Annotated in this window: 25 protein-coding genes; 11 read left to right on the forward strand and 14 right to left on the reverse strand. The window is 72.7% G+C overall.

Annotated features, from left to right (window positions below):
* Positions 1-17: 17 nt before the first annotated feature.
* The 7 genes from ACFHPP_RS23285 to ACFHPP_RS23315 form a co-directional block, all read right to left on the reverse strand.
* A complete protein-coding gene (locus tag ACFHPP_RS23285) occupies positions 18-821 on the reverse strand; it encodes an ABC transporter permease (RefSeq protein ID WP_437165630.1) in 804 nt (267 codons plus the stop codon).
* Positions 822-888: 67 nt separating this feature from the next.
* A complete protein-coding gene (locus ACFHPP_RS23290) occupies positions 889-1,821 on the reverse strand; it encodes an ABC transporter permease (RefSeq protein WP_437165631.1) in 933 nt (310 codons plus the stop codon).
* Positions 1,818-2,210, reverse strand: coding sequence for a VOC family protein (locus ACFHPP_RS23295; protein WP_437165632.1), 393 nt, complete (start codon positions 2,208-2,210; stop codon positions 1,818-1,820). Before ACFHPP_RS23295 ends, ACFHPP_RS23290 begins: the two co-directional genes overlap by 4 nt.
* Positions 2,192-3,850, reverse strand: a complete 1,659-nt coding sequence (locus ACFHPP_RS23300) for a peptide ABC transporter substrate-binding protein (RefSeq protein ID WP_437165633.1) — start codon at positions 3,848-3,850, stop codon at positions 2,192-2,194. The genes ACFHPP_RS23295 and ACFHPP_RS23300 overlap by 19 nt, the downstream gene beginning before the upstream one ends.
* Entirely contained in the window at positions 3,832-4,116 is a 285-nt protein-coding gene (locus tag ACFHPP_RS23305; RefSeq protein WP_437165634.1) for a type II toxin-antitoxin system RelE/ParE family toxin, read from the reverse strand. The genes ACFHPP_RS23300 and ACFHPP_RS23305 overlap by 19 nt, the downstream gene beginning before the upstream one ends.
* Positions 4,113-4,361 carry a hypothetical protein gene (locus tag ACFHPP_RS23310; RefSeq protein WP_437165635.1) on the reverse strand — a complete coding sequence of 83 codons (249 nt, stop codon included), beginning with the start codon at positions 4,359-4,361 and terminating at the stop codon, positions 4,113-4,115. Before ACFHPP_RS23310 ends, ACFHPP_RS23305 begins: the two co-directional genes overlap by 4 nt.
* An 11-nt stretch (positions 4,362-4,372) precedes the next feature.
* Positions 4,373-5,095 carry an orotate phosphoribosyltransferase gene (locus ACFHPP_RS23315; RefSeq protein ID WP_430667826.1) on the reverse strand — a complete coding sequence of 241 codons (723 nt, stop codon included), beginning with the start codon at positions 5,093-5,095 and terminating at the stop codon, positions 4,373-4,375.
* Positions 5,096-5,156: 61 nt separating this feature from the next.
* On the opposite strand from ACFHPP_RS23315, the gene ACFHPP_RS23320 reads away from it, so the two are divergent.
* From ACFHPP_RS23320 to ACFHPP_RS23330, 3 genes are read left to right on the forward strand one after another with little or no spacing between them, the layout of a single operon-like run.
* A complete protein-coding gene (locus ACFHPP_RS23320) occupies positions 5,157-6,077 on the forward strand; it encodes a mitochondrial fission ELM1 family protein (RefSeq protein ID WP_437165636.1) in 921 nt (306 codons plus the stop codon).
* Positions 6,074-6,976 carry a sulfite oxidase heme-binding subunit YedZ gene (locus ACFHPP_RS23325; protein WP_437165637.1) on the forward strand — a complete coding sequence of 301 codons (903 nt, stop codon included), beginning with the start codon at positions 6,074-6,076 and terminating at the stop codon, positions 6,974-6,976. The genes ACFHPP_RS23320 and ACFHPP_RS23325 overlap by 4 nt, the downstream gene beginning before the upstream one ends.
* Before the next feature lie 32 nt (positions 6,977-7,008).
* Positions 7,009-8,082, forward strand: a complete 1,074-nt coding sequence (locus ACFHPP_RS23330; protein ID WP_437165638.1) for a tartrate dehydrogenase — start codon at positions 7,009-7,011, stop codon at positions 8,080-8,082.
* Between the two features lie 13 nt (positions 8,083-8,095).
* Here ACFHPP_RS23330 and ACFHPP_RS23335 read toward each other — a convergent pair whose 3' ends face one another.
* A complete protein-coding gene (locus ACFHPP_RS23335) occupies positions 8,096-8,668 on the reverse strand; it encodes a transposase (RefSeq protein WP_437165639.1) in 573 nt (190 codons plus the stop codon).
* A 208-nt stretch (positions 8,669-8,876) separates the two neighbouring features.
* Between ACFHPP_RS23335 and ACFHPP_RS23340 the strand changes: the two genes are divergently transcribed.
* Entirely contained in the window at positions 8,877-9,116 is a 240-nt protein-coding gene (locus ACFHPP_RS23340) for a hypothetical protein (protein ID WP_437165640.1), read from the forward strand.
* A gap of 225 nt (positions 9,117-9,341) precedes the next feature.
* Complete coding sequence (locus tag ACFHPP_RS23345; RefSeq protein ID WP_437165641.1) at positions 9,342-9,989, forward strand: DUF1194 domain-containing protein; 648 nt, start codon at positions 9,342-9,344, stop codon at positions 9,987-9,989.
* Between the two features lie 55 nt (positions 9,990-10,044).
* On the opposite strand, the gene ACFHPP_RS23350 is transcribed toward ACFHPP_RS23345, so the two are convergent.
* Positions 10,045-13,587, reverse strand: coding sequence for a PAS-domain containing protein (locus ACFHPP_RS23350; RefSeq protein WP_437165642.1), 3,543 nt, complete (start codon positions 13,585-13,587; stop codon positions 10,045-10,047).
* Between the two features lie 169 nt (positions 13,588-13,756).
* Between ACFHPP_RS23350 and ACFHPP_RS23355 the strand changes: the two genes are divergently transcribed.
* Positions 13,757-14,509: a response regulator gene (locus ACFHPP_RS23355; RefSeq protein ID WP_437165643.1), complete on the forward strand. Its 753-nt coding sequence runs from the start codon at positions 13,757-13,759 to the stop codon at positions 14,507-14,509.
* A 95-nt stretch (positions 14,510-14,604) separates the two neighbouring features.
* Positions 14,605-15,279, forward strand: coding sequence for a carbonic anhydrase (locus tag ACFHPP_RS23360; protein WP_437165644.1), 675 nt, complete (start codon positions 14,605-14,607; stop codon positions 15,277-15,279).
* Positions 15,280-15,457: 178 nt separating this feature from the next.
* Here ACFHPP_RS23360 and ACFHPP_RS23365 read toward each other — a convergent pair whose 3' ends face one another.
* Positions 15,458-17,281, reverse strand: coding sequence for an HWE histidine kinase domain-containing protein (locus ACFHPP_RS23365; RefSeq protein WP_437165645.1), 1,824 nt, complete (start codon positions 17,279-17,281; stop codon positions 15,458-15,460).
* A gap of 262 nt (positions 17,282-17,543) precedes the next feature.
* Positions 17,544-18,257 (reverse strand): aspartate/glutamate racemase family protein, encoded by a 714-nt coding sequence (locus ACFHPP_RS23370; protein ID WP_437165646.1) that lies wholly within the window; start codon positions 18,255-18,257, stop codon positions 17,544-17,546.
* 142 nt (positions 18,258-18,399) lie between these two features.
* Here ACFHPP_RS23370 and dctP point away from each other — a divergent pair, with 142 nt between their 5' ends.
* The 3 genes from dctP (at position 18,400) to ACFHPP_RS23385 (ending at position 21,232) form a co-directional block, all read left to right on the forward strand.
* Positions 18,400-19,284 carry a TRAP transporter substrate-binding protein DctP gene (gene dctP, locus ACFHPP_RS23375; RefSeq protein WP_437165647.1) on the forward strand — a complete coding sequence of 295 codons (885 nt, stop codon included), beginning with the start codon at positions 18,400-18,402 and terminating at the stop codon, positions 19,282-19,284.
* A 122-nt stretch (positions 19,285-19,406) separates the two neighbouring features.
* Entirely contained in the window at positions 19,407-19,928 is a 522-nt protein-coding gene (locus tag ACFHPP_RS23380) for a DUF2231 domain-containing protein (protein WP_437165648.1), read from the forward strand.
* On the forward strand, positions 19,928-21,232 hold the full coding sequence (locus ACFHPP_RS23385) for a PQQ-dependent sugar dehydrogenase (protein WP_437165649.1): 1,305 nt from the start codon (positions 19,928-19,930) through the stop codon (positions 21,230-21,232). The genes ACFHPP_RS23380 and ACFHPP_RS23385 overlap by 1 nt, the downstream gene beginning before the upstream one ends.
* 19 nt (positions 21,233-21,251) lie before the next feature.
* On the opposite strand, the gene ACFHPP_RS23390 is transcribed toward ACFHPP_RS23385, so the two are convergent.
* Positions 21,252-22,022: a sulfite exporter TauE/SafE family protein gene (locus ACFHPP_RS23390; protein ID WP_437165650.1), complete on the reverse strand. Its 771-nt coding sequence runs from the start codon at positions 22,020-22,022 to the stop codon at positions 21,252-21,254.
* 117 nt (positions 22,023-22,139) lie between these two features.
* On the opposite strand from ACFHPP_RS23390, the gene ACFHPP_RS23395 reads away from it, so the two are divergent.
* A complete protein-coding gene (locus tag ACFHPP_RS23395; protein ID WP_437165651.1) occupies positions 22,140-22,961 on the forward strand; it encodes a sulfite exporter TauE/SafE family protein in 822 nt (273 codons plus the stop codon).
* Between the two features lie 64 nt (positions 22,962-23,025).
* Here the strand turns inward: ACFHPP_RS23395 and ACFHPP_RS23400 are convergent, their stop codons facing one another.
* Together ACFHPP_RS23400 and ACFHPP_RS23405 are read right to left on the reverse strand one after the other, a co-directional pair.
* Positions 23,026-24,666 (reverse strand): ABC transporter permease, encoded by a 1,641-nt coding sequence (locus ACFHPP_RS23400; RefSeq protein ID WP_437165652.1) that lies wholly within the window; start codon positions 24,664-24,666, stop codon positions 23,026-23,028.
* 82 nt (positions 24,667-24,748) lie between these two features.
* The gene (locus tag ACFHPP_RS23405) at positions 24,749-25,741 is read right to left on the reverse strand and encodes an ABC transporter substrate-binding protein (protein ID WP_437165653.1); all 993 of its coding nucleotides are present in this window, start codon (positions 25,739-25,741) and stop codon (positions 24,749-24,751) included.
* Positions 25,742-25,904: the final 163 nt, after the last annotated feature.

Raw genomic sequence — 25,904 nt, forward strand, 5'->3', positions numbered from 1 at the left:
GATGAAGTCGGCGCGCATCAGCGCCGCAATCCATCCGCCACCAAGGTGCAGCCGGCGACCGCCACCAATATGGCCAGTCCCGGCCACACCGCGACCCAGGGCGCGCTGAACACCAGGTCCTGCGCATTGGCGAGCATGTTCCCCCAGCTCGCCGCCGGCGGCGCGATGCCAAGCCCGAGGAAGCTCAGCGTGCTCTCCGCCAGGATCGCCCCCGCCACGGTCAGCGCCGCCGCGACCGCCACTGGCCCGGCGATGTTCGGCGCCACATGCCACCACAGCACCCGCGCCTCGGAGGCGCCGAGCGCCCGCGCCGCCCGCACATAGTCGCGCGCCAGCACCGAAAGCGCCGCCGCCCGCACCAGCCGCGCCACGCCGACCCAGCCGAACACGGACAGGATGGCGACGATCCGGACGATGTCGGAGGCCGCCTCGCCGCGCGGCAGCCCGATCCGCCCGGTATCGGCGGCGGCCAGCACCACCAGCACCGGCAGGGCCGGCAGCGCCAGCATGCCATCCGCCAGCCGCATCAGCACCGCATCCACCACCCCGCCACGCCAGGCCGCCAGCAGCCCGATGCCGGTGCCGATCACGGTTGCCGCCACGGCCGTTGCGACGCCGACCGCCAGCGACACCCGCGCCCCCTCCAGCAGCCGCACCAGCACATCGCGCCCCAGGTCATCCGTGCCCAGGGGATGCGCCGCCGAGGCTTCGGCAAACCGGTTGAACAGATCCGTCCCCGCCGCCTCCACCCCAAGCCACCCCGCCACCAGCGGCGCCGCCGCCGCCCCGAGCCCCAGCATCCCCAGGAGCAGCACTCCCACCGCCAACCTCAAAGCCCTCTCCCCCCTCGGGGGGGAGAGGGTTGGGTGAGGGGGGCCAGCCCCACCCTCACGCCAGCCTCGGATCAAGCGCCCGCTGCCCAATATCCGCCGCCAGCGTCGCCAGCATCGTCACCAGCGCCACCAGCAGCAGCGCCACCAGCGCCAGGTTGGTGTCGTTGCCCATCACCGCGTCATAGATCAGCTTGCCCATCCCGGGCCGCGCGAACAGCGTCTCCGTGATCAGCGCGCCACCGACCAGGCTGCCCGCATCCAGCGCCGCCACCTGCAGGATCGGCACCGCCGCATTGGGCGCCGCATGCCGCAGCAGCAGCCGCATTTCTCCCACGCCCCGCGCCCGCGCCGCGGTGATCCAGGGCGATTGCAGAACCTGCGTCAGTTCCGCCGCGCTGTGCCGCGCATAGGCCGCGAGGTTCGCCACCGCCAGCGTCGCCACCGGCAGCACCAGGAAGCGCAGCGCCTCCACCGCGCCGCCCTCCGGCGTCCCGCCCGCCGGCAGCCAGCCGAGCGTCACCGCGAAGACGATGATCAGCAGGATGCCGAGCCAGAAGCTCGGTGCCGACTGCCCGAGTATGGCAACCGCATCCGCGAAGGGCGCGAAGCGTGGCCGCATCGCCGCCAGCGCCCCGAGCCCGAGCCCCACCACCGCCGAGACCGCCACCGCCGCCCCCAGCAGCACCAGCGTGGAGCCCAGCGCCGGCCCGATGATCTGCGCCACCGGCTGCGCGAACAGCCGCGAATAGCCGAACTCGCCGCCAAGCAGTGCGCCGGCCCAGGCGAGGTAGCGGGTGAGCAGCGGCTGGTCCAACCCGTGCAGCGCCCGCAGCCGCGCCGCATCCTCCGCCGTCAGCCGCGGGTCGCCGGCGATGGCGAGGTCGATCGGGTCGCCCGGCATCAACCCGATCAACAGGAACATGGCGAAGGACAGGACCGCCAGCGTCACCGCGATCTGCACAAGCCGCCCGGCCAGCAGACGGATCACGCCTCCGGCCCGTGGAACACCGCCTCGATGCGGTTGCCGTCCGGGTCGCGCAGGAAGGCCGCGTAGTAGTGCGGGTGGTAGATCGGGCGCAGCCCCGGCGCGCCGTCATCCGTGCCACCCGCCGCCAGCCCCGCCGCATGGAAGTCCCGCACTGCGGCGCGCCCCTTGGCCCGGAACGCCCAGTGGCAGGCCGCATCCGCCGCCGTGGCGCCGGCGCGGATGGTCAGGTAGCTGCCGGCATCGCGCAGCCCGTAGCCGATGGCGCGCTCCTCCCGCCACACGCAGGGCTGGCCGAGCGCCGCCATCACCGCATCGTAGAACCGCGCCGCCCGCGCCAGGTCCACCACGGCGATGGAGACATGGTCCAGCATCAGCGCGCGACCCGCCACTGCTCGACCCAGTTGGAGGACGCATTCAGGTGCCCGGTCGGCCGCACCCCCTCCAGCCAGGTCGGCCAGACATGCGCGTCGGATCGGAACCATAGCGGGATCGCCGGCAACTCCTCGGCATAGATCGCCTGCAGGCGGTGCCACAGCACGCGGCGGCGCTCGCGATCTAGTTCGATCGGCAACGCCTCCAGCAGCGCGTCCATCTCCGCGTTGCGGAAACCCGTGTAGTTCTGGCCAGAGAAGTTGCGCGCGGCGGTCGGGATCTCGTCGGAGTGCAGCGTGCTGCGCGGCACGTTCTCCGGGCTGCTGATCCAGGCGAACAGCGCGGCGCCGGTGAAGCGGCGGCGGGAGACGGTCTCGCCGAAGAAGACCCGCGGCGGCTCGTTGCGGATGCGCGTCTCGATGCCGAGCGTCCGCCACATGCCCTGCAACACCTGCTGCACCTGCTCGCGGGACCGGTTGCCGGCGGTGGTCATCAGCTCGATGGTCAGGCGCTCCCCGGCCGCGTTGCGGCGGATGCCGTCCGGGCCGGGCGTCCATCCGGCCTCGGCGAGCAGCGCGGCGGCCCGCGCCGCATCGAAGGGCCATCGGCGCACGGCGTCGTCATGCATGCCGTCCAGCGGGTTGACCGTGGTATGCGCCACCGTCTGCCGCCCCTCGAACAGCCGCGCCACGATCTGCGCGCGGTCCGTGCCCAGCACCAGCGCCTGGCGCACGCGGCGGTCGGCGAGGATCGGATTGTCCAGCATCAGGTCGAGATGCTCGTAGATCAGGCCCGGCTTGTATTCGAAGCGGAAGCGGGTGCGGGCGCGGCGTTCCAGCGCCGTCACCTGTTCCAGCGGCAGGCCGAGCTCGCCCGCCACCATGTCGATCTGCCCGGCCAGAAGCTGCGCCTCCAGCGCCGCGGTGTTCTCCACCGTGCGGATGTTGATCCGGCGGAACGCGGGGGCGGCGCCGGCCCAATGCGCATTGCGCTCCAGCGTCACGCCGGACCCGGGCGAGGTGGCGGAAACCCGGTAGGGGCCGTTCCACAGGCCGGGGTTGGTGGTCTCGGTCTCGTAGGCGCTGCGGGTGCGGTAGCTGCGCGGCTCCGCTTCCCAGCGCGCGCGCTCGATATGCGCGGGCAGCGGCACCCAGTCCCCGCTGCTGCCGTATTCGAAGGTCACCTGGTCGAAGCGCAGCGTGATGCGGCGCGGGCCCTCGACGATCGCCTCATAGGCGCGGCGGTAGAATTCGCTGCCGCTGAAGCCGGTGGAGAAGTCGCGCCCGGCCTGCCAGGCGAACAGCAGGTCCTCCGCCGTCACCGGCGTGCCGTCGCCCCAGGCCCAGCCCTCCCGCAATTCCCAGGTGACGCGGATGCCGGCCTTGCCATCCGGCGTCTGTTCCCGCGTGGCGAGGCCGTTCTCCAGGCTCGGCACGGTGACGCAGCCGAGGCAGGTCAGGTTCCAGTCGGCATCCCGCGCCGTCAGCGGCCGGCGGGTGAAGCCGCCGACATAGGACTTCGCCGCCATGCTCTCGATGTTGGGGTGGAAGGTCGCCGGGTACTGCGTGATGCCGATGGTCAGCGTATCCCGCGCCGGCTGGGCCTGCGCCGGGACGGCGAGGGCGAGAAGGGCGAGGGTCAGCCAGCGGGCGGCCATTGGCGGGCTCCATGCCAGACGCGCAGGATCAGGACGTGGTCCGCCTCCTCGCGGTAGATCAACAGGAACGGCGTGCCCGGGACCGCGAACAGCCGCCGGCCCATTTCATCGCTGCGGCCCATCGCGGGGAAGGTGCCGAGCCTGCCAGCGGCCTCGATGAGCCGAGCGCGGAGCCGTTCGGCTGCGCCGCGATTCTCGCGCGCAGTATAGTCCACGGCATCGATCAGGTCGCGCCGCGCCACGAGCGTGACGCGGAGACGCTTCAAGAAGCCCTCGGCGCCCGCGCGATGATGTCGTCGAGATCGGCCATCACCTCCTCGAAGGCGACAGTCCGGCCCGCAGCGGCCTCCGCCTCTCCCTGACCGATCCAGGCTTCAAGGGCGGCAGCATCGGCCACCAGACCCTGCGCGACCTCGGTCAGCAGCGCCTCGGTCGTCGTCGCACGGAACGCGGCGAGGCGTTGCAGCCGTGCGGCCTGTTCCTCGGGCAATTCCAGGCTGATGCGCACCATCCTCGCCTCCCCTACTCGCTGCCGTCCTTCGGCTTCGCCTCCGCGAGCGACCCGATGCCGCCATGCGCGCCGGACCAGCCGACCGGGTCCTCCAGGAACTTGCGCACTTCCTTCAGCGCGGCTTCCGAGAAATATGGGCGTTCGCGGCAGACTTCCAGCACGTCCCACCAGGTGGCCAGGTGGTGCAGGTTGAGGCCCATGGCCTTCATCTGCTCGAAGCTGCCGGGGAAGACGCCGTAGTAGAACACCACGAAGGTATGGTCGCAGATCGTGCCGGCTTCCCGCAGCGCGTTGGCGAAGCGGATCTTGCTGGCGCCGTCGGTGGTCAGGTCCTCGACCAGCAGGGTGCGCTGGCCGACGGGGACCTCGCCCTCGATCTGGGCGTTGCGGCCGAAGCCCTTGGGCTTCTTCCGCACATAGGCCATCGGCGCCATCATGCGGTCGGCGATCCAGGCGCCGAAGGGGATGCCGGCGGTTTCGCCGCCCACCACCACGTCGATCGATTCGTAGCCGATGTGCCGGCCGATCTTCTGCACCGCCAGCTCGCAGATCTGGTTGCGGGCGCGGGGGAAGGAGATGATCTTGCGGCAATCGATGTAGACCGGGCTCTTCCAGCCGCTGGTGAAGGTGTAGGGCTCCTCCGGTCGGAAGTTCACCGCCTTGATCTCGAGCAGGATGCGCGCGGTCGTCAGCGCGGCGTCGCGGTCCCAGTCGGAGGCGTGCGGGATGGCCATCTTTGCGAATTCCTGAACTCGGCGTGTCGTCCGTTCGTAACCATGTCCCGCGGGTTCGTCCATGACGGAGCCCGTCTGGGTGCTGGTGGACCCGCGCGCCGGGACGGCGGCGCAGGCGCTCGGCATCGCGGAGCGCCTGCCGGTGGCGCATCGCATCGTGGCGCTGGAGTGGGGGGCGCTGGCGCGGCTGCCGTTGCCGTTCCCGACGCTCGCCGGGCTGACGCCGCAGGCCCGCGCGGCCTTCGTGCCGCCCTGGCCGCGCCTGGTGATCTCCGCCGGGCGGCGGGCGGGGCCGGTGGTGCGGTGGCTCGGCGCGCGCGGGGTGCGGACGGTGCAGTGCATGCGGGCCGCGGGGCGGTTCGACCTGTCGGTCCTCGGGCGGCATGACGCGCCGGCCCGGGTGCCGGAGGTGCTGGCGATCCTGGGCGCCACGCATCGGGTCACGCCCGGAAAGCTGGCGGCGGCGCGGGATGTCTACGCCGGGTTTGCCGAGTTGCCCTCGCCGCGGGTGGGTCTGCTGCTGGGTGGGCCGGTGCGGGGGGAGGGGCTGGCGCCGGACCTCGCGGCGACGCTCGGCGCGCGGGTGGCGGGCTTCGCCGGCAGCGTGCTGGCGACGACCAGCCGCAGGACCGGTGCCGCGGCTGCGGCGGCGCTCGGCGCGGCGCTGGCGGGCGTGCCGCACCGGCTGCATCGCTGGGGGGATGCCGGTGCCAACCCGTATCTCGGTGTGCTGGCCTGGGCGGATGTGCTGGTGGTGAGCGGGGACAGCGTCTCCATGCTGTCGGAGGCGCTGGTGACGGCGGCGCCGGTGTTCGTCGCGCCGATGGGGGATGAGGGGCGGCGGCACCTCGCGCTGCATGAAAGCCTGTACGCGGCAGGCCAGGCGCGGCCGCTGGAGCGTGCGCCGGAGCCCTTCGCGCGGGCGCCGCTGGATGAGGTGGGGCGCGTGGCGGGCGAGATCCTGCGGCGGGGGTGGCTGTGAGCCGGCGGAACCTGCCGGCCGGGGCCAGCGAAGCGGTGGGGGCGCCCGGCGCCGCGATTCCCTGGCCGTGGCTGGATCGCGCGCGGCGGTTTTCCTGGCTGCGCGCCTGCGTGCTGGCGGCGGCGCTGGCGCCGGGGCTGGTGCTGCTGGCGCTGCTGGGCGCCGGCGAGATGGGGGCGGAGCCGTGGAAGGCGGCGACGCGGGAGGCGGGGACGCATGCGCTGCGGCTGCTGCTGGTGAGCCTGGCGGTGACGCCGCTGCGGTTCGTCGCGGCCTGGCCCCAGGTGGTGACGCTGCGGCGGATGCTGGGGCTGGTGGCGCTGGGGTACGCCCTGCTGCACCTGGTGCTGTATGCCGGGCATCTCGGCTGGAACCTGGTCGAGGTCGGGTCCGAGATCGTGCTGCGGTTCTACCTGACCTTGGGGTTCGCGGTGCTGCTGGGGCTGGGGGTGCTGGGCTGGACCTCCTCGGATGGGTGGCAGCGGCGGCTCGGGCGACGGTGGAAGCGGCTGCACCGTGGGGTGTACCTGCTGGCGGGGCTCGGGGTGTTTCATGCGTTTCTGCAGGCCAAGGCGCGGGCGGATTCGGTGGTGGTGCTGGCGGGCGTCTTCGTCTTGCTGATGGTCTGGCGGCTGCTGCCGGGGCGGTGGCGGGCGGACCCCTGGGCGCTGGCCGGGCTGGCGCTGGTGGCGGGGCTGGGTGCCGCGGCGATCGAGTGGGGGTGGTATGCCGCCTCCACCAACCTGCCGGCCGGGCGGATCCTCGCCGCGAATCTGGGGCTGGAGGCGGGGCTGCGGCCGGCGCAGGGGGTGGCGCTGGCGGGGTTCGCGGTGGCGGTGCTGGCGGCGGTGCGCGCGCGTGGGGTTGCCCGTGGGCTTGCCGGCGCCGCGTCGCGGTAGCAGGGTCCGCCGGAACGCCGGAGGACGCATCCATGACCCGCAAGACCCACCGAATCGCCGTGATTCCCGGTGATGGCATCGGCAAGGAGACGGTGCCGGAGGGGCTGCGCGTGCTGGATGCGGCGGCGCGGCGCTTCGGCTTCGACCTGGAGCTGACGCACTACGACTGGTCCTGCGAGACCTACCAGCAGACCGGCAAGATGATGCCGGATGACGGGCTGGACCAGCTTCGGAAATCGGACAGCGTGTTCCTGGGCGCGGTGGGCTGGCCGGGGGTGCCGGACCATGTCTCGCTGTGGGGTCTGCTGATCCCGATCCGGCGCGGGTTCGACCAGTATATCAGCCTGCGGCCCTGCAAGCTGATGCCGGGCGGGCGGACGCCGCTGGCCGATAGGGGGCCGAAGGACATCGATTTCTACGTGGTGCGGGAGAATACCGAGGGCGAATATTCCTCGACCGGTGGGCGGATGTTCCCAGGCACCGACCGGGAATTCGTGACGCAGGACAGCGTCTTCACCCGCGTCGGCGTGGACCGGGTGCTGAAGTATGCGTTCGAGCTGGCGCAGACTCGGCCGCGGCGGAAGCTGACGAGTGCGACGAAGTCCAACGGCATCACCTTCACCATGCCGTACTGGGACGAGCGCTTCGCCGAGATGGCGAAGAAGTATCCGGGCGTGACCACGGACCAGTTCCACATCGACATCCTGTGCGCGCATTTCGTGCAGCATCCGGACTGGTTCGACGTGGTGGTGGGCTCCAACCTGTTCGGCGACATCCTGTCCGATCTCGGCCCGGCGGTTGCGGGTTCGATCGGCATCGCGCCGTCCGCCAACATCAACCCGGAGAAGCTGCATCCGAGCATGTTCGAGCCGGTGCATGGCAGCGCGCCGGACATCGCCGGCCAATGGATCTGCAACCCGATCGGGCAGGTGTGGTCGGGCGCGATGATGCTGGAGCATCTGGGGGAGAAGGCGGCGGCGGATGCGATCGTTGGCGCCATCGAGACGCTGCTGGCGGAAGGCGGGCCGCGGACGCGCGACATGGGTGGCAATGCCGGGACCGAGGATGTGGGCCGCGCGCTGGCGGAGGCGGTTTCGCGGGGCTGACATTGCTTTACGATCAGGCGGTTGTGCGGAAGGCTTGAGGCCGGCCGCCAACCATCCGGTGCAGCAGCATCAGCCATTTCAGGCCGGAGCGCAGGATTGGCAGGCCGGATTCGAGCACGGATTCACGCGCGCGGTGCAGGGTTTCGGACAAATCCGGGTTGGGCAGGTCGGCCTCCGAACAGGGCAGGGCGGCGGTAAGGCCGAGGTTGCGGGCGAGCAGCAGGCTCGCCATCGACATGAGGCGGCAGGCGCGGCGCCAGGCGCGGGCGATGCGCCATTCGAGCGAGGCGAGGCGGGGGGCCGCGGCCAGCAGGCGGTCGAGCAGGCCGGATCGGGCAAAGCGGCGCAGGGTGCGGTGGGCGGTATCGGCGCGGCCGAGTTCGGGCGGCAGGTCGCGCCAGGGGCCGCGCGAGCAGGCGACCCAGAAGATGGCGTCGAGGGTGCGGCGGCGGTCGGCGGGCGGGCGGCCGCGGGGGGTGGCCCGAGGAGGAGCCAGGAGTGGGGCGAGGGCGGCCCATTCGGCGTCGGTCATCGGGGACCAGGGGTGGGGGCGGGTGGTGCGGCGGGGCTGGCGGTGTGGGGGCATCGGAGATCCTTGGGCCGCCGGTCAGGATGACAGGGTCCTGCGACAAGCACAAGAAAATATACCTATACGATCGGTCAGTCGGGTTGGGTCGAATGATGCATCGCATCACTTGAACCGATAGGCGGCGGCGTCGTATAAACGGGTCAGGTGTTGAGAACCATTCTCAATCGCCTTGCATCCCGCGCCGCCGGGGAAGACGGGAGTGTCCATGGGCCGCGAATTCAGCCACATCGCCCGACGCTGCGAACGTGCGGTGGTGACCGCCTATCGGGAGCTGCGCGACGGGGGGAATGCCGACCTGGCGGCCTTCACCGCCTGCACCACGCTGTACCGCATCCACCACCCGGAATCCTCGGTGACCGAGGCGCGGCGGCTGGTGGCGGAGTGGATCGACCATCACGTGGTGCAGGGGATGCAGACCGAGGCGCCGGGGTGCGACTGCGATTGATCGCGATTGCGAGTCATTCGCAGTTGACGCGAGGTCGCTGGTGAGTCGAGGCCTGGCGGTGTCGCCTGCCGCTGCGCGCCACTCTCCCGCAATTGTGTGCTTGCCCTGGTTGCAATAGCCGGAGCCGGACGAGGAAACTGCGGCGCGCCCGGCGACCGCACGGCCACGCCACCTGCACGCCAGGCGTCGTGAGGCTCGCGCCAGGGTGCGGGAGCGAGGCTGTCCATGCAGGCGGCAACATGCCCGGCGGCTATCGTCCTGCTCATCGATGCTTCGGCGTCGGTGCCCGATCGCATGTACCTGGCGCAGCGTGACGGCACCGCGGCAGCCTTTGAAGACCCTCGGCTGACCCGGAGGCTGGAGACCGTTGGCCCGCTCGCGGTACTCGTCGCCGACTTCGCCTTCGTGCCACTCGTGAGGCTGGAGTGGAGGGTCGTCCGTGACGCGAGGGACGCGCGCCGCTTCGCCGCGGATTTCCGTGGCCTCCGCCGCTCCGGGTGGAACGGCAACACGGCCATCGGCCAGGCCGTGGCGTTCGCGGTGCAGGAACTGGTCGCATCGCCATGTGCGGAAGGTTCGCGGATCATCGACATCTCGACCGACGGCGCCGAGACCAACCCGCGCCTCCCCGCCCGTGACGCGCGCGACGCCGCCGCTGCCGAGGGGATCGTGGTGAACGCCATTGCCTTCCCGACCGGGGTGGTCCAGGGCGCCGAGGACCACGACATGCGGCTCGCCGAAGCGGCGCACTGGCTGCGCGAGAACGTCGCGACCGGCTTCGTGCGGGTCGCGGACCGCCCGGTCGGTTTTCTCGAAGCGTTTCGCGAGAAGGTCGTGTTCGAAATTGCGCAACTGTCGGACCGGGCGATGTGACGCCGCCGCGCTGCGCCAGGGCGCGTGGTGGCGCCTCGCGAGATCGCGGCCCGGCTCAGCCGGCCGCCTGCACCGCCGCCAGCGTTCGCTCCGCCAGCGGCCCGAGGCCGGCGGCGGCGCCGTTGGCCGTATCGGCCTGCCCCTCCCGCGCCGCGGCCTCCACCACGCCCAGCAGGTCGGCCAGAGGGCGGGCGCCGGCCATGCGGGCGGCGCCTTTCAGGCGGTGGGCGGCATCCGCGGCGGCGGGCAGGTTGCCGGCGGCGAGCGCGGTGGTCACGGCCTCCACGTCGCGTTTCACGCCATCCCGGAAGCTGGCGAGCAGGCCGGCGAGGCGTTTCGGGTCGGCGCCGAACAGGCTGCGCAGCGCTTCCGGGTCATACAGCGGCGCGATCTCGGCGGGGGCGGGACCAGGCTCGGCGCCGGGGGCTGCCTGCGTTGGCAGGAAGCGGGCCAGGGTGCGGGACAGCAAATCCAGCGCGAGCGGCTTGGCCAGGAAGGCGTCCATGCCGGCGGCGTAGCAGCGCTCATCCTCCCCCTTCAGCGCATTGGCGGTGACGGCGATGAGGGCGGTGCGGGGGCTGCCGGGGCTGGCGGCTTCCTCCCGCCTTATGGCGCGCGACAGGTCGAGGCCGTCCATCACCGGCATGTGGAGGTCGACCAGCACCAGGCGGTGGCGCTTGCCGCGCCAGAGCGCCAGGCCCTGGGCGCCGTCCTCGGCCATGTCGGCCTCGCAGCCCAGCAGTTCGAGCTGGCGGGCCAGGACTTCCCGGTTCACCGGGTGGTCGTCGACCACCAGGAGGCGCGGGATCGCGGCGCCGGGGGCGGGGGCGGCGAGGGTGGCGGGGGCTTCCGCGCCGGGGATGGAATCGGCGGCGTCGACCAGGCCGAGGCGCAGCGTGACGGAGAAGCGGCTGCCGCGGCCGGGTGTGCTGTCCACCGAGACGTCGCCGCCCATCAGCACCGCCAGGCGGCGGACGATGGACAGGCCGAGCCCGGTGCCGCCGAAGCGGCGGGTGGTGGAGGTATCGGCCTGGGCGAAGGGCTGGAACAGCTTGCCCATCTGTTCCTCCGTCATGCCGACGCCGCTGTCCTCCACCATCAGGGAGACCAGCACCTCCTTGGAGCGGGGGCCGGCGAGGCCTGCGGAGGCGCGGAGCCGCACGAAGCCGACATCGGTGAACTTGATGGCGTTGCCGACCAGGTTGAACAGGATCTGGCGGACGCGGACCGGGTCGCCGGAGACCATGTCGGGCGATTGCGGGGTGGGGGGGGCGATCGGGTCGGCGAACAGCAGCAGGCCGCGGCGCTTGGCCTCGACGGTGAGCGTATCGACCGCGCCCTCGACCAGGCCGCGCAGCGAGAAGGGCAGGGTTTCCAGCTCCATCCGCCCGGCCTCGATCTTCGAGAAATCGAGCAGGTCGTCGATGATGCGCAGCAGCGAGCCGGCGCTTTCGCGGATGACGGCGACGCAGCGGTCCTGCGCCGGGCCGGGGGGCGTGCGCTCCAGCACCTCGATCATGCCGAGGACGCCGTTCATGGGCGTGCGGATCTCGTGGCTCATGGCGGCGAGGAAGGCGGATTTGGCGCGGTTCGCGCCTTCGGCGGCGTCGCGGGCGGCGGCGAGCGCGCCTTCGACGCGCTTGCGGTCTGTGATGTCCATGTAGGTGCGAACGGCGCCGCCATCGTCCAGGTTTCGCGCATGCACCTCGACCACCGTGCCGTCACGGCGGGCGCGTTCGTAGCGTTCCTCGCTCAATGCCTCGCCGGCGATGGCGCGGCGGGCTTCCTGCAGGCGGTGCGGGGAGCCGTCGTAGTCGCCGCGGGCGGTCTGGAAGGCGACGAGTTCGCCGAAGGGGATGCCGGGTTCGGCGAGGTGCGGCGGCAAGGCGAGGATTTCCGCGGCGCGGCGGTTCATCACGCGGACGCGGCGGTCGGGGGCGACCATGATCAGGCCCTGGCTCATGTGTTCGATGGTGGTGGCGAGCGCGGCCTCGGCGGCCTGGGCCTTGTCGCGGGCCTGGCGCAGCTCGGCCTCCCGCGCCTGGAGGCGGGAGATGTTGCGGTAGGTGGACAGGATGCTGCCGTCGGGCAGGGTCTGGCGGGTGATCTCGAGCCAGGCGCCGGTGGGGGCCTGGCGGATATCGGGATCGGGGCCGTGGTTGAGGATGGCCTGGACGCGGGCTTCCACCATGGCATCCAGGGCGGCGCCTTCGGGGGGGGGGCCGTGGTCGCCGCGCAGGATCATCATGCGGAGGATGTCGCGGCCATCGGCGCCGGGGCGGGTGAGCGGTTCCGGGATCTCGTAGAGGCCGGCGAGCTGGCGGTTGAGCAGGCGGACGTGGAGGTCCGGGCTCCAGAGCACCAGGCCATCGTTCATGGTGTCGAGCACGAGTTCATGGGTGGCGCGGGCGGCCTGGAGTTCCTCCTCCCGCGCCTTCAGGGCGGAAATGTCGCGGTACAGGACCAGGGTGCCGCCATCGGGGGTGGCGACGGAGGAGGCCTCGATCCATTCGCCGGCGGCGCCGCGGATGAGCTGCGGGGCGCTGCCGGGCTGGCGGGCCAGCGCCAGGCGGGCTTCCACCATGGCGTCCAGCGCGGCGGGCTCGGCCGGGGGCGGGCCGAAATCGCCGCGCAGGATGCGGTGGCGCATGGCCTCGATGGCCGAGGCGCCGGGGGTGCCGAGTTCGGGCGGCAGGTCGAACATCCGCAGCGCGGCGGCGTTGCCGAGGCGGAAGGTCAGGTCGCGGTCCATCAGCACGACGCCGTCCGTCATGCTGTCCAGGATGAGCTGGTGCATGGCGCGCGCGGCGGCGAGGTCCTGTTCGCGCTGCTTGAGCGCGGTGATGTCGCGGTACATCAGGACGGCGCCGCCGGACTCGATCGGGATGGTCTTGACCTCGAGCCACAGGCCGGAGGGGGTCTGGCGGATGTAGGAGATGCCGCCCGGGCGGTTCAGCAGGGCGGCGCGCTGGTTGACGCGGGTTTCGAGTTCGGTGGCATCCGTGGGCGGCGGGCCGAATTCGCCGCGCTCGTCCTGATAGCGCATGACGTCGAGGACGCTGACGCCCTTGTAGGCCATGTGGGGCGGGAATTCGCCGACGCGCAGCGTCTCCCGGTTCCAGAACTGCAGCCGCATGTCGGCATCCCACATGACGACGCCGTCCGTCATGTGGTCGAAGACCTTCTGCAGGATGGTCTGGGTGTCCGACAGCGCGGCTTCCTGGCGCTTGAGGTCGGTGACCTCGGCGGCGGAGAGGACGAAGCCGTGCGCCATGCGGCGCAGCAGGATGCGGAACCAGCCGCCATCGGGGGCCAGCCAGTCCTGCGCGCGTTCCCAGGTGGCGGCGGATTCGGGGGCGGGGATGCCGGGATTGCGGTCCGCGGCGGCGGCGGCGATGGCGGCGAGCAGGGAGTCCAGGGATTCGGGTGGGGATGAACCCTCGGGCAGCAGGCGGGCGAGGGCGGCGTTGGCGGAGACCATGCGGCCGTCCGCGGCGAACAGCGCGAAGGGACCGGCGAGCTTCGCCAGCGCCTCCGCCTGCAGGGCGGCCAGCTCATCCGCCGGCAGGGCGCCGGCGGTTCGGGCAATGTGGAGCATTACGATAGGATGCCCGTTGTCACGGCGACTTGTGTTTCGCGCGGGGGCGCGGATTGTTTCATCCGCTTCGCCAACATTGTTTCAGGGGCGCGGCCGGGTTTGGAAAAGTACATGTTTGACGGGACTCGTTGGGATTTGTAACAGCGGGTGGGACCAGGAGGGCCCTCGCATGGCCGGTGGCACGACCAATCTGCTGATCGTGGAGGACGACCCGTTCCAGCGGGAGACCGTCTGCGCCTATCTGGCGGGGCAGGGCTTCGTCTGCGAGGCCGTGGCGGATGGCAAGGCGTGCCGGGCGGCGGTGGCGGTGGCGATGCCGGATGCGGCGCTGCTGGATGTGGGGCTGCCGGGGGGCGAGGACGGCTTCGCGCTGGCGCGCTGGCTGCGCGGGCAGTCGCCGCTGCTCGGCATCATCATGCTGACCGCGGCGGGCGACCTGGTGGACCGGGTGGTGGGGCTGGAATCCGGCGCCGACGACTACATCACCAAGCCGTTCGAGCCGCGCGAGCTGCTGGCGCGCATCCGCGCGGTGATGCGCCGCGCCGGGGCGGAGGGGGCCGCGCAAGGCGCGGCGCTGGCGGCAGCGAGGCCGGAGGTGCTGCCGCCGGGCAAGGCGCGCATCGGCGGGGCGATCCTGGACCTGAAGCGCGGGCTGCTGGTGACGGCGGAGGGGCGGGAGGACACGCTGACGGAGGGCGAGTTCACCCTGCTCAAGCTGTTCGTCGAGAATCCGAACCGGGCGCTGCACCGCGACTGGCTGCTGGAGCGGACCTCGGGCGAGGAGGAGCCGGAGGCCTTCGACCGGGCCATCGACCTGCGCATCATGCGGCTGCGGCGCAAGGTGGAGCGCACGCCGACGCGGCCGATGGCGATCCGCACCGTGCGCGGGGTGGGGTATCTGTTCGATCCGGAGGCGGTCTAGTCTCGCCTGCGTGATCGGGGGGGATGGCGATGCAGGATGGGGCATGTGGCTGCTGCGGCGGCAGGCCGGGGCACGGGGTCTTCGGGCGGCGGGGCGTGATCGGCGGCCTGGCGGCGCTGGGGGTGCTGGGGACGGGCGCGGCACGGGCCTCGGATCCGGTGGCGCACAGCACGCTGACGCCGGACGAGGCGCTGCAACTGCTGAAGGTCGGGAACGACGCCTATGTGACGGAAGCGCCGTTCCGCGCGGCGTGGGGGCGGGAGCGGCGGGTGGAGCTGGCGCGGGGACAGGCGCCGTTCTGCGTGCTGGTCGGGTGTTCCGACAGCCGGGTGCCGCCGGAGTTGCTGTTCGGGCGCGGCCTGGGCGAGCTGTTCATCATCCGCAACGCCGGCAACACCATCGACACCACGGCGCTGGGCAGCGTGGAGTATGGGGTGGGGGTGCTCGGCTGCCCGCTGGTGGTGGTGCTCGGGCATGAGAATTGCGGCGCGGTCGCCGCGGCGGTCGAGGTGGTGGAGCGGAATGCGACCTTCCCTGGGGTGATCGGGGAGATGGTGCAGCCGATCATCCCGGCGGTGCTGAGCGTGCGCGGCGGTGGCAGCGAGGGGCTGCTCGACCGGGCGGTGCGGGCGAATGCGCGGCGGGTGGCGGGGCGGCTGAAGACGCAGAGCCCGATCCTGCAGCAGGCGCTGGCGGCCGGGCGGCTGAAGGTGGTGGCGGCGCGCTACGACCTGGATGATGGCGACGTGGCGTGGATGGAGGACGTCTGACATCAGCGGTCATCCTCGATGACCGCTGATGTTTCTCTCGCCCTCAAGCGCCGGGCGCGCGCTCCGCGCGCCTGGCTGCGCGGCATAGGCCGCGGCGCCCGTTCGGGCGCTCGGCCGGCCGTGCCTGCCGCAGGTCACCCACTGTGCCGCAGGTATGAGCCGGATCTGAAAGGCGGGCCTACGCCGTCTCCTCCGCCAGGTCGGCCATCTGCCTGGCGGGCAGGGTGATGGTGACGCGCAGGCCCGTCGGCCGCCAGTCGAAGGCGATGCGGCCGCCGAGCTGTCGCTCCGCCAGTTGGTGCAGCAGGCGGGTGCCGAAGCCGCCGGCCGGCGGCACATCCGGCAGCGGCGGGCCGCCCTGTTCCGCCCAGCGCAGGGCAAGGGTGCCGTCCGGCTGCAAGGCCCAGTCCAGCGCCACGTGGCCGGAGCCGTTGGAGAGCGCGCCGTGCTTGGCGGCGTTGGTGGCCAGCTCGTGCAGCAGCATCGCGCAGGGTTGCACCGCCTCGGCCGCCAGGCGGATCGGCGGGCCGTCGAGGTGGACGCGGCCGCGATAGGGCTCCAGCTCACCCTCTGCCAGGGTGCGCAGCGCGCCGCCGAGCCAGGATGTGGCGGCGAGCAGGGTATGGGCGCGGGCCATCGCGGTGATGCGGCCCTCGACGCTGGCGGCAAACGCGATGGTGGAGCCGTCGCGCGGCGCCAGGCGCACGATGGACAGGGCGACGGCGAGGGCGTTCTTCGCGCGGTGGTCCACTTCCCGCATCAGCATCAGGCGATGCGCCTCCGCCTTCCGCTTTGCCGCGGTGCGGGCGAACAGGTCCTGCGCCGCACCGCGCAGGGCGTGGCGGACCAGGGCGACCTCCTGGATCGACGGCGCCGGGCCTGGAGCGGGCGGGGTTTCGGCGTCGGCCAGGGCTTCGGCGTCGCTGGCCAGGGACTCGACTTCCCGCCCCAGGCGGCCGCCGAAGCGGACGGCGCCGGCGGTGGCGAACAGGATGGCGACCAGGCCGGCGCCGCCGGCGATCCAGAACGCCTGGCGCACCGGGGCATCGACCTCCGCCCGCGGCGCGGTGTGGACGACGCTCCATCCGGTCGAGTGCAGGCGGCGCAGGGTGCCGTAGACCGGCACGCCGTCGCGGGACGTGGCCTCGACCCGGCCGTGCAGGGCCAGCGGGTCGCGCTGGAAGCGCTGCACCTCGGGCGAGGCGGGGGCGGTGATGAAGCGGGCCTCGTCCCGCGACCGGGCCAGGATGTTGCCGTGGTCGTCGACGATCGCGGCCACCCGGCTGCTGGGCATCGGCTGGTCGCGCAGCACGGCGCCGAGGCTGGCGGGCAGGATGTTGGCGGTCAGGACGGCGATCACCTCCTCCCCGCGCAGCACCGGCAGGGAGACGCCGACCAGCCATTGCCGCGCCACCGGGCCCCAGATCAGGCCGGAGAAGCGCACCTGCCGGCTTTCGACCATCGCGCGCCAGATCGCGAGCGTGTCGCGGGGCGGGCCGCCGGCGCCGGGGGCGTAGCGGAGCGGGCCGAGGCTGGGCAGCGGGGCGCCGAGCGGGGCCAGCGTGTTGAACAGCTGGCGCGGCGCCGTGGCGGTGGACAGGCTGATGTTGAACAGGACCGAGGGGCGGCGGCCGACGATGGCGGCGGCCTGGCGGTGCAGGGAGGCGAGCGCCTCCGCGGCGCCAGGCCCGGAGCCGAGGGCCTGGTCCACCAGGTCGGAGGCGCCGAGGACTTCGAGCGTCGAGACCGTCAGGCGCAGCTCCCGGTCCACCGCGATCTGCAGCGCGGTGGTGGTGGCATCGAGGCCGCGCAGGACATCGGCCCGGCGTTCCTTCGCCGTCCAGACCGCAAGCGCCAGGGCCAGCACGGCGAGCGGCAGGCAGGTGGCCAGGATCAGGCGGAACAGGTGGGTGCGGAACCGCGGGGCGGGTGGCGCTGCGGGGTGGGGGGCTGCGCGGTGCAGCGGGGCGGCGGCCGGGTGGGGGACTTCGGCGGCTGCCAAGATGCACAAATCCCTGCGGCCGCGCGGCTTGCGGCTGAATGGTCACCGTGGGGCCGCCGAGTGTGCCGCCGGGTTCAAGGTCATCCAGGTGAACCGCGGCAGGGCCGCGATTTCTCTGATCAATATACAAAAAATTAGCGTCTGCGGTAGTTCTTATCGCATCCCGGGACCGGTGGGTGTGCCGCGCGGTCGGGCCACAATTTCAATGAAGCTTCTGTTTTATCGATAAACCAGTCCTCCTCCGCGGTCCTGCCGGTGTGGATCACGCTTCCGTCAGGACGGTGCGGTCGGCCAGGATGACGGCGCGGGCCAGGGCATCGATGGTGTCGCAGACCGGGAAGGGCAGGGCCGGGCCGGCGGCGATGCCGAGGGGGATTTCGGTGCAGCCGAGCACCACGGCCGTGGCGCCGCGCGCGGCCAGGGCGCGGGCGGCTTCGGCCAGGGGCGGGTAGGCGCTCGCGGGATCGTTGGCCTTCACGCGGGCGATGCCGGGGGTGACGAGGGCGGCCATCTCGGCCTCGGTCGGGGTCAGGCAGGTCCAGCCACGGGGGGCGAGGCGGTCCTGGTACAGGCGCATGGCGAGGGTGCCGGCGGTGCCCATCAGGCCGATCGGGCCCGGCTTCACGCCGAGGCGGAGCAATTCGGCCTCCGCGGCGTCGACGATGTGCAGGATGGGCAGGGGGGTGGCGGCCTGCAGGGCGTCGTACCACCCATGCGCGGTGTTGCAGGGGATGGCGATGGCGGTGGCGCCGGCGGCCTCCAGCCCGCGCAGGCCGCGCAGCAGGGCGGGCAGCGGGTCCTCCCCGCCCTGCAGGCGGGCGGCGGTGCGGTCCGGCACGCGGGGGTCGGACCACAGGATGGCGGGGATGTGGTCCTGGTCGCGGGTCGCGGGGGTCAGCAGGGTCAGGCGCAGCATGAACTGCGCCGAGGCCAGCGGGCCCATGCCGCCGAGCACGCCCAGAATTGTCTGCGACATGGTGACCCTCGTCCTATGATGCGGCGGCCCTGAGAATGGAGTCCCGGTGATGCGCCGTCGCAGCCTGATTGCCCTTGCCTCCAGCATGCCGCTTGCCGCCCTCGGGGAACAGGCGGCAGCCCAACAATCGGGAGCGCCTTGGGTGGCGGCCACCGAGTATCCGGCGGGGGCGATGCCGGCGGAGGCGCTGGTGCGGCTGGCGGAGGCGGCGCGGCCGCTGCGGATCGAGCCGGCCTTCGATGCGCCGCAGGGCGTGCGGTCCGCGGCGATGCCGCGGGCGGTGGCGGAGGGGAAGTTCGCTATCGGCGATGCCTTCGCGGGCGCGCTCGGCGGGCTGGACCCGATCTTCCTGCTGTCCTCGCTGCCGTTCCTGGCGACCTCGGCGGCGGAGTCGAAGCGGCTGCTGGCGGCGGCGCGGCCGGCCTACCAGGCGGCGCTGGAGGCGCTGGGGGTGACGCTGCTGCATGTGACGCCCTGGCCGCCGACGGGCATCTGGTCGCGCAGGCCGGTGGCGACGCCGGAGGATCTGCGCGGGCTGCGGGTGCGCACCTATGACGCGACCGGCACCACGACGCTGGCGGGCCTGGGCGCGGTGGCGGAACAACTCAGCTTCCAGGCGGTGGCGGCGCGGCTGGCGGATGGCTCGCTGGATGCGGTGCTGTCCTCCGGCGATGGCGGCGCCGGACGGCGGCTGTGGGAGCATCTGCCGCACTTCACCGCGATCGGCTACGCGATGCCGGTGAGCCTCGCCTTCGGCGATCCGGCGAAGCTGCGGCTGCTGGGCGAGACGGACCGGGCCGCGCTGGAACGCGCGGCGACGCGGACCGAGGCGGGGCTTTGGTCGCTGCTCGAGACGCGCGATGCGGCGAACCAGGCGCGGATGCGGGCGAATGGCGTGACCATCGCGGCGCCGGGGGCGGCGCTGCTGGCGGCGCTGAAGCAGGCCGGCGCGACGGCGGTGACGGCGTGGGAGGCCAAGGCCGGCAGCGTGGGGTCGGAGGTGCTGGCGGCGTACCGGGTGGGGTAGCGGCGCCACCTGGCGCCTGGCCGGGCCGCCAGGTGAAGCGGGGCGGGCGGGGAACTTTGGCGGGATTGTGTCGCTGACTGGGCAGTGTCGGGGCCGAAGGCGGCCTCGCAGGGCCCTGTCCCATGACGGGCTCGGAGAACAAGGAGCACGCCGTGGTTGCCCTGTCCGCACCCGGAACGTCCAGCCGGAGTTCCCATGCCGTCCGCGCCGATGCGCGGGTGGCGCATGTGCCAGCCTTCGCCCGGCGGCTGCATCCGCTGCACGCGATGCTGCTAGCGTTTCCCGTGGCCCTGTTCCTGGGCGCGCTGGCGAGCGACTACGCCTACTGGCAGTCCTACCACATCCAATGGGCGAATTTTTCGTCCTGGCTGATCGCGGGCGGGCTGCTGTTCGGCGGCTTCGCGCTGCTGTGGGCGCTGGTCGACCTGGTCCGCATCGGGGCGGGCAACCGCCGGCCGGTCCTGGTCTATTTCGGGGTGCTGGCCGCGGCCTGGGTACTCGGCTTCATCAATGCGCTGGTCCACGCCAAGGATGCCTGGGCCGCGATGCCGGAGGGGCTGATCCTGTCCGCCGTCGTGGCGGTGCTGGCGCTGGCCGCCGGCTGGCTTGGCTATTCGGGCTTCAGGACGAGGGAGGTGGTGTGATGCGCGCAGTCCTACTGGCGGGCGTCGCCGCCTTCGCCCTGACCGCCTGTGACGAGCCTGGCCCGGTGCAGCGTGGCGCCAACCCGGAACTGCCGCAGCCGCAGCGCGGCCTGCTGCCGAACATGACGATTCCGCGCCCGGCGGCCTGGGGCAATGAGCTGCCGACGGTGCCGCAGGGCTTCCGCATCCAGGCGATCGCCACGGACCTGCAGATTCCGCGCCAGACCCTGGTGCTGCCGAATGGCGACATCCTGGTGACCGAGGGCACCGGCAGCGCCGCGCCGCCGCTGCGGCCGAAGGACTTCATCGCCGGCATCATCAAGAGCTGGGGCAAGACCTCCGTCCCCGGCGGCAACCGGCTGACGCTGCTGCGCGACGCCGATGGCGACGGCACCTACGAACTGCGGCAGGTCTTCGCGGAGAACCTCAACGCGCCCTATGGCCTGGCGCTGGTGGATGGCGGGCTGTACGTGGCCAACCAGGATGCGCTGGTGCGCTTCGATTATGTGGACGGGCAGACCGAGGTCAGCGGGCCGCCGCGGACGGTGGCGCTGCTGCCCTCCGCCATCAACCACCACTGGACCAAGGCGATGACCGCCAGCGAGGATGGGCGGTTCCTGTATGTCGGCATCGGCTCCAACAGCAACATCACCGAGCGCGGGATGGCGGCCGAGGAGGACCGGGCGATGATCTGGCAGATCGACGTCGCGACCGGCGCGCACCGCCAGTATGCGACCGGCCTGCGCAATCCGACGGCGCTGACGATCCAGCCGGGCGCCGGGCAGCTCTGGGCGGTGGTGAACGAGCGGGACGAGATCGGGCCGGACCTGGTGCCGGACTACCTGACCTCGGTGCAGGAGGGCGGGTTCTATGGCTGGCCCTACGCCTATTGGGGCCAGAACGTGGATGTGCGGGCGCAGCCGCAGAACCCTGAACTGGTCGCGGCCTCGATCCGGCCGGATTATGCGCTGGGGGCGCATGTGGCGGCACTCGGGGTGGATTTCTCGAGCCCGGTAATGGGGGCGGAGTTCGCGGAGGGCGTGTTCGTCGGCGAGCATGGCAGTTGGAACCGCAGCGTGCCGTCCGGCTACAAGGTGGTGTTCGTGCCGTTCCGGGATGGGCGTCCCTCGGGTGAGCCGGTGGACTTCGCGACCGGCTTCCTGAATGCGGAGGGCAATGCGCGGGGGCGGCCGGTGGGGGTGACGGTGGACCCGCGCGGGGCGCTGATCGTCGCCGACGACCTGTCCAACATCGTCTGGCGGATTTCGCGCGACCCGGCGCAGTCGGCGGCGGCAAGCCCGTAGGGGGTGGTGCCTCGCCGGGCTACAGGAGACCGGCGAGGCCGTCCCAGACCAGCTTGGTGCCGGTGAGGCCGAGCATGACGTAGACGATGCGGTAGAAGACGCGGTCGCTCATCCGCGCCTGCAGCCAGATCCCGAGGCGGACGCCGATCGGGGCGAGGGGCAGCAGCAGCAGGCTGGTCAGCAGGTTGGTGGCCGAGAGCTGGCCGAGGAGCGCGTAGGGGATGAGCTTCACGTAGTTCATCACTGCGAAGAACACGACGGTGGTGGCGGCCAGCGTCGCGCGGTCCATGCGCAGCGGATAGAGGTACACGGCCAGGGGCGGGCCGCCGGCATGGGCGACGGTGCTGGTGAAGCCCGAGACCATGCCCCAGAAGCCGCCCTTGGCGCGGCTCGGCGTGGCGGGCGCCGGGGTGGCGCGGCCGGGGCGGGATTGCCACAGGCTGCGCGCCAGGAAGGCGAGCGCGATGCCGCCGACCATCAGCTTCACCGCCTCGCTGCTCATCAGGCCGAAGACGGCGGCGCCGGCGGCGATGCCGAGCAGGCCGCCGGGCAGGATGATGCGAAGCTCCGCGCCGCTCCAGCGGCCCCACCAGGCGCGGAGGCCGGAGATGTCCATGGCACACAGCACGGGCAGCGCGATGCCGGCGGCCTGCGGGGCCGGGATGACCAGGGACATCAGCGGCACGGCGACGTTGCCGGCGCCGGAGGCGAAGCCGCCCTTGCTGATGCCGGTGAGCAGGATTGCGGGCACGGCGAGGGCCCAGAACCAGGGGTCGAGAATGATGGGCAAGGTGTGACCCCGGGATGACGCGGTGGGAGGCCGCGTGTATGGCACGCGCTTTCGGGCGCCGCACCGTTGCGCGGGCCGCTATCCTCGCGAATGAAGGTGCGTTGTCTGATGGAGTACATGCAGGACCCGCTCTGGCTGGCGGGGCTGGCCTTGGCGATGGCCGCGACCGGGTTGCTGTCCGGCACGCTGGCGGGGTTGCTGGGGGTGGGCGGGGGCATCGTGATCGTGCCGGTGCTGTTCAGCGTGTTCCCGCTGTTCGGGATTCCGGAGGCGGTGCAGATGAAGCTGGCGGTGGGGACGTCCCTGGCGACGATCATCCCGACTTCCATCCAGTCGGCGCGGAAGCACTTCGCCAAGGGGACGATGGACGTGCCGCTGCTGCGGTCCCTGGTGCCGTCGATCGCGGTGGGGGTGCTGGCGGGGACGCTGCTGGGGGTGGTGGTGACGGGGAAGGCCCATACCGCGGTGTTCGCGGTGGTGGCGCTGGCGGTGGCGGTGAACATGGCGTTTACCGGGGTGGATTGGCGGTTCCGGGAGCGGTTCCCGGGCGGCTTGGCGCGGCAGGGGCTGGGCGGGTTCATCGGTGGCATCAGCGCGATGATGGGGATCGGTGGCGGCACGGTGGGGGTGCCGATCCTGTCCATGTTCGGGGCGCCGATCCGCAGTGCGGTGGCGACGGCGAGCGTGTTCGGGGTGATCATCTCGATCCCGGCGACGCTGGGCTTCATCTATGGCGGCTGGGGCAACCCGATGCTGCCGCCGCTGAGCCTGGGCTATGTGAACCTGATCGGCTTCGCGCTGATCGTGCCGGCGAGTTTGCTGGCGGCGCCGTGGGGGGTGCACCTGGCGCATTCCATTCCGCCGCTGCTGCTGAAGCGGGCGTTCGCGGTGTTCCTGGGGGTGACGACGATCAGGATGTTCTGGTCGCTGGCGCGGTAGCGCGGCGGCGGATGCGGCGTAGCCAAGCTTGCGGATGCAAGCGCCGGCGATTGAGGGATCGGAATCACGGCCGCCAGGGCAGGGTGCCGGCGGGCAGGCGGCGGGCGGCGAGGGTGGCGGCGGCCATCAGGCCGGCGGTGAGCAGCAGGGCGAGGCAGGAGACGGCGGCGGCGAGCGGGCTCTGGCCGCTGTCCTGCAGGCTGAAGACCAGCACGCCGAGGGTCTGGGTGCCGGGGCCGTAGAGGAGAGAGGAGACCGTGACCTCGTTCACCGCGGTGAGCGCCACCAGGATGGCGCCGGCGGCGAGCGCCGGGGCGAGGGGCGGCAGGTGGACCGACCACAGGCGGCGCCAGGGACCGGCGCCGAGGCCGCGGGCGGCGTCCTCCAGCAGCGGGTCGAGGCGGGCGGCGGCGGCGGCGGCGGGGCGCAGGGCGAGGGCCTGGAAGCGCGTCAGGTAGGCGAACAGGATCAGGCCTAGCGTGCCGTACAGCGCGCCGCCGCCGGGCAGCGACAGCACCACCAGGATGGCGGCGACGCCGGTGCAGGCGCCGGGCAGGGCGTAGGGCAGGTCCGTGCCGGTGGAGGCCAGGCGGACCGGGCGGGCGCGCAGCGTCAGCGCGATCGGCAGGGCGGCGGCGGCCAGCAGCAGCGCGGCGGCGGCGGACAGCAGCAGGGAATTGCCGAAGGCGCGGGCGGTCTGCGCGCCGGGTGCGATGGCGGCCAGGAAGTGGCGGGGGGTGGCGGTGACGGCGTTGAGTTCCATGCCGATGGCGGGGACCAGGGCGGCGGCGAGCAGGGCCAGCATCGGGATCGCCAGGACGATGAACAGGTAGCCGGCGACGGCGGCGGTGGTCGCGGCGCGGGCGGGGGCGGCCAGCGGCAGCGGTGCGTAGGGCAGGCGGCCGGCGGCGGGGGCGCGGCGGGCGGCAAGCGCCTGGAGCAGCAGGGCGGGGGCGGCGAGCGCCGCGAGCAGCAAGGCGAGGGCGGCCGCCTCGGCGAGGGAGGCGGTGCCGCCGGCGGCCAGGCGCTGCCAGATCAGCACCGGGAGGACCGGGAAGCGGGCGGGGATGCCGATCAGGGCGCCGACGCCGAAATTGCCCAGCGCCGCGACGAAGGCGAGGCCGGCGCCGGCCATCAGGCCGGGGGCGAGCAGGGGCCAGACGGTGCGGCGGAGGGCCGCTTCGGGGCTGGCGCCGAGGCCGCGGGCGGCGAGCACGACCTCTCCGGGCACGCGGCGCAGCAGGGCGGCGACGGAGAGCAGCACCAGGGGGGCGGCCTGCACGGCGAGCAGCAGCGCCATGCCGGCGGGGGAGTAGATCGGGTTGGGGGTGCCGATAGGCGGCGCGAGGTCGAGCGCCAGCAGCAGCGGGGAGGCGGGGCCGCCGGCCTGGATCCAGCCGAGCGCCATGACCTGCGCCGGGACCAGGGCGGGCAGCACGGCGCAGAAGATCAGGGTGCGGCGGGCCGGCAGGGTGCGCAGCAGCAGGGCCCAGGCGAGGGCGGCGCCGATCAGCGTGGCGAGAGCGGCCGCGGCGAGGGACAGGGCGAGGGAGCGCCAGGTGGCGCGCCAGGTGGCGGGGTCGGTGAGGGCGGTGGCGAGGGCGGTGCCGGCAATGGCCTCGGCGAGCAGGCGCAGCAGCGGGATGGCGCCGATGAGGAGGAGCCAGGCGAAGGCGAGGGTGGGGAGGAGGCGGGTGCGGGTCATCGGGGCCGGGGATGGGTGGGGAGGCCCCCCCTCACCCAACCCTCTCCCCCCATTGGGGGGAGAGGGCTTTTGGGGAATGGGATCAACCGCCGGTCAGGGTGGCGAAGCGGCGGAGGAGGTCGGGTTGCTCGGTGGCGGCGCGGGCGGCGTCCAGGGGCATGATGCGGATGGTGCGCGGGTCGGGGAAGCCGGCGGGCGGGGCGGTTTCGGGGTCGATGGGGAGGAAGCCCTGGCGGGCAGCGAGGGACTGGCCCTCCCGCGACAGCAGGAAATCCAGGAAGGCGATGGCGGCGGGGGCGTTGCGGGTGGTGGAGAGGATGGCGGCGGGCTCGGTGATGGCGGAGACGCCGTCCTCGGGGAAGACGAAGCGGATCGGGGCGCCGCGGGCGGCCTCGCGGATCGGCAGGTAGTCGATGGCGATGCCGAAGGCGCGCTCGGCGCCGGCGACGGCCTGGAGCACCGGGCCGTTGCCGCCGCGGGCCTGCACGCCGTTGGCCACCAGGCGCTCGATGAAGGGCCAGCCGAGGGCCGGGTTCTGGGCGAGCGCCGTCAGGTGGATGGCGGCGGCGCCGGAGACGGCAGGGGAGGGCATGGCGACCTGGTTGCGGGCGCGCGGGTCCACCAGGTCCTGCCAGGCCTTGGGCGTGAAGGGGGCGCGGGCGTGGTGGACGATGCCCGTGGTGATCAGCTTGGTGGCGAAGTAGGCGCGGCTGGCCTCGACCTGGGCGGGCGGTGTGCCGGCGAGCTGGACTTCCGGGCTCGGGCGCAGGCGGCCCTCGGCGCGGAGGGATTCGAAGGTGAGGCTGTCGGCCAGCAGCAGGACGTCGGGGCGCGGGCTGCCGGCGGCGATCTCGGCGCGGAGCCGGGTCATGATCTGGCCGGTGCCGGCGCGGATCCATTCGACGGTGACGCCGGGGTGGCGGGCGCGGAAGGCCTCGACCGTCTGGGCGGCGTCGGGTTCGAGCTGGGAGGTGTAGAGCACCAGCGGGCCGGAAATTCCCTGCGCAAGGGCCGGGGTGCGGAGGGCCGCGAAGCCGGCGGCCGCGAGGCCGAGTGTGCGACGATGGAGTGCCATGCCTGCCCTGCTGCGTGATGGTTGCGCTGCGATCTAGACGGGACCGGGCGGGGTGGGCAGGGGGGGTGTGTGAACTTCCTGTGGCGAAACGGCCAGGTCGTCGGGGAGGAGGCCCCCCCCCCCCCCCCCCCCCCGGGTGTGGTTGGTGATCAAGGAGGGGTCC

It is taken from the genome of Falsiroseomonas sp. E2-1-a20 (assembly GCF_051433195.1).
Classification (GTDB): Bacteria; Pseudomonadota; Alphaproteobacteria; order Acetobacterales; family Acetobacteraceae; genus Falsiroseomonas.